The 2,942-nt window shown below is 35.7% G+C and carries 3 protein-coding genes; 1 reads left to right on the top strand and 2 read right to left on the bottom strand.

What is annotated here, in order from left to right; genetic code table 11:
• Both B4K26_RS07195 and B4K26_RS07190 read right to left on the bottom strand, forming a co-directional pair.
• Nucleotides 1-634: Ig-like domain-containing protein (locus B4K26_RS07195; RefSeq protein ID WP_296244470.1), on the bottom strand; the 634-nt coding region annotated here is incomplete at its 3' end.
• A gap of 63 nt (nucleotides 635-697) precedes the next feature.
• Nucleotides 698-1,654: an OmpA family protein gene (locus tag B4K26_RS07190; RefSeq protein WP_296244467.1), complete on the bottom strand. Its 957-nt coding sequence runs from the start codon at nucleotides 1,652-1,654 to the stop codon at nucleotides 698-700.
• A gap of 468 nt (nucleotides 1,655-2,122) precedes the next feature.
• Here B4K26_RS07190 and B4K26_RS07185 point away from each other — a divergent pair, with 468 nt between their 5' ends.
• Nucleotides 2,123-2,827 (top strand): hypothetical protein, encoded by a 705-nt coding sequence (locus B4K26_RS07185; RefSeq protein ID WP_296244466.1) that lies wholly within the window; start codon nucleotides 2,123-2,125, stop codon nucleotides 2,825-2,827.
• The last annotated feature ends 115 nt before the right edge of the window (nucleotides 2,828-2,942 follow it).

Below are 2,942 nucleotides of genomic sequence, written 5' to 3'. Positions count from 1 at the left end.
TTGGATCTGTGATTTCAACGTTAGCCCCAGGCTCTCCTTTACCGGTGACGATGCTACCATCTGCGCTAACTTCTAAATCGGTTGGCGCATCAGGAGCCGTAGTGTCTACTGGCGGTTTATTATTATCGCTATTACTACTACTGCTGCCTCCTAAAGCTGCTCCTAGCACACCTACTCCTGCCAAACCAACCAACCAAGGTAATGCATCAAAGCCTTCCGCTTCTGTAGCATCTACCCACCATGGGGTAGTCTGTGGATTACCACCTAGCGCTTGACCTTGTACATCGCCCACTTCCAATTCAGTAACATAGTCTGCTACTTCACCTGAATCAGGAATATAATAGTAATAACTACCATCTTCGGCAATGCCGATAAGAGCGCTATCGATATCATCATAAAACCCTTCAATAATAAGATCGGGGTTTTCACCATTGTCTTCAAAAGATACGTGAAGGTCTTTATCTATTCGCTTAGTAATAATATGGTTTGGGGCGCGGCCTGTTGATTCATCAAGGAGCTCGTAGTTAATTTTATCAGCTGCTTTTATTATTGTAGGTTTGCCATCCTGCGTAACGACTTTGTGTTCAGCGATAGTTTGTACTTTATCGTTTGCCTTAACAGTAATAGTGCTCATGAAATCATCCTTGATTAGCTAATTCTTAATGAGAAAAATATCCATATAAAGTTATGAGTTAGGTTAGTTATTTTCTTTATTAACGATAGCAACAACTCGACGGTTATTTTGGCGTCCTTGTTTAGTATCATTAGTATCGATTGGCATTGTTTCGCCATAGCCTACAGCGCTCAAACGCGTCGTCTCTATGTCATATTGATCTACTAAAATATTTTTAACGGTGTCTGCACGGGACTGAGAAAGCTTTAGGTTATATTTTTCAGGGCCTTTGTTATCTGTGTGACCTTCTACCGTGATAGCCGCCCTAGGGTAAGATTTAATAAAATTGGCCATACCGGCTAACGTCGCGGCGTGATTTTTATTAATATCTGCGCTGTCGAAATCAAATAGGACATTGAATTGAGGAGGATTTTTAATTTCTGTTTTTTGATCGACTTTAGAAATCTCCAAAGGTTGTTGTAACTCTGGAGTGGCTTTACAGTCCAATAAAACCCGACTAATTTGATGAGTTTGACGCGTACTTTGACTTAATAATGGTAGCGCTTCATCAGCTGCTATTTGCCGTATAACAGGATTGCCTACTGTTGATAGAGCGACCTGCAAATACGTTGTTGCTTGAGGAGTAAGCTGATAGCTTTCAGAGCGGGTTAGGACTTCACCACTTTTTTGATTTAAGTTTCCGACGTTGACAATCTGAGGCCCGCTACAAATAATGACATCTGAATATTGGCCGTTTTGAAGCGTGGTTTGAAAGGCGTTATCGATACCGATTGATATATTGATAGCATTTGAATTCTCAGTGTCTGCTTGCTGAAAAAAAACGATTCGACTTTCTTTGGATGTCAAAGCACTATTATCAGGTAAATTAAACGTCTCGCCTTTTGTTTTCCACGTGGCTTGTTTGACTTGCTGACTACCATCAGAAGCAGTTAACATCGGATCACTTTTTACCGTTTGGCAACCTACGAGACTAAGCGCTAAAAAAAATGTCGCCGATAATAATACTTTTTTGCTGTCCATAGCATTCTATTCCGATTAACAGAATATCCAGTAATTAAATATTTTTCTATTGTTGTGTATTCCCAATTTTTTTGGGTTTAACTGGATATCCTTAATTAAATTATGGTTTTATTGGTGTAGAAATCAGTAGTTTCTTACAGGGTTGTTAAATTTATTATAGCTTCTTGTGTTTATAATGCAATCCTGTAAGTTTGCTTAGTATAAGACTTTCAACAAAGCTTAGATTAAAATATAGATAAAATTTATTAAGCCTCATCGGATGAAAATGATTATAAAAGCTCAATATGCCAACAAAGAATCTCATATAATTATCAACTTATATAAAAGCTATAGAATCATTTTTGGTTTTATACCTCTTATTAATTTAACTATTAATTTAATTCCTATGATTTAGTTAACTTTATTAATTCTTCATTACGAATATAGGCTCTTAATTGTTTTTATATTCAAAAAGGTAGTATTTTTATAATGCTTAGTTTTTCTAAAAAATGGTCTGCTCCTGTAATGTTTGCAGTACTTTTACATGTAGGTATTTTGGGTATTTTCTATATAAACTTCTCTGAGAAAGATGAATATAAGGATGGACACAGCAAAGATATCACTACTGAGCACACCAGTGTTCCTCGTGCTCCTAGTATGCCTGTTGCAATTAAGGCTCAAGCTTCTATCAGTACAGTAGACGACTCTAAAACGCCTTCACAGGTATATAAAAAGCAAAGAATAAACAAAGAGCTTCCTGATAAATCCAAACCAAAGACCATCGAGAATTCACTCAAAATTGACGTAATAAATAATGAAAGCATGGTTACAGATTTAACTAAACCAAACACTATACCTACTCAAAAACAACAATTAAGCGACAAAAAATGGAAAGGAAGTCGCGATTCTAGTGCGGGATTTATAGGCAATAAAAAAGATAAATTAGAAAACTTTAAAAATGAGGCGGGATTACTTAGTATTGATACATCTAAACAACCGTTAGCAATCCCTACAAACGAGAATTACGAGCTGGCGAAAACTGAAGTTGAAGAAATAAACAGACAACTTAGCAATGCTATTAATGAAGTAAAAAAACGTAATCAACAGGAAATTGATCAATTACAGCAGCAACAGTCTGATATTTATATTCGCAATAACGAAAATAATAATGTCGCTTCTGATGACTTTGAATAAAATACAGAAGATATTTTCAATATCACAACTTTTGTTTATCAAAATTATTTCTAATTAGATTTATCTTTAATGACAAGCAGTATAATTTTTTATTTCTTAGATTAACACATGAAGT

The organism is Psychrobacter sp. UBA6766 (genome assembly GCF_002453355.1).
GTDB lineage: Bacteria > Pseudomonadota > Gammaproteobacteria > Pseudomonadales > Moraxellaceae > Psychrobacter.
Note: the sequence above shows the minus strand (reverse complement) of the source record. Positions and strands in the feature narration are given on the sequence as shown.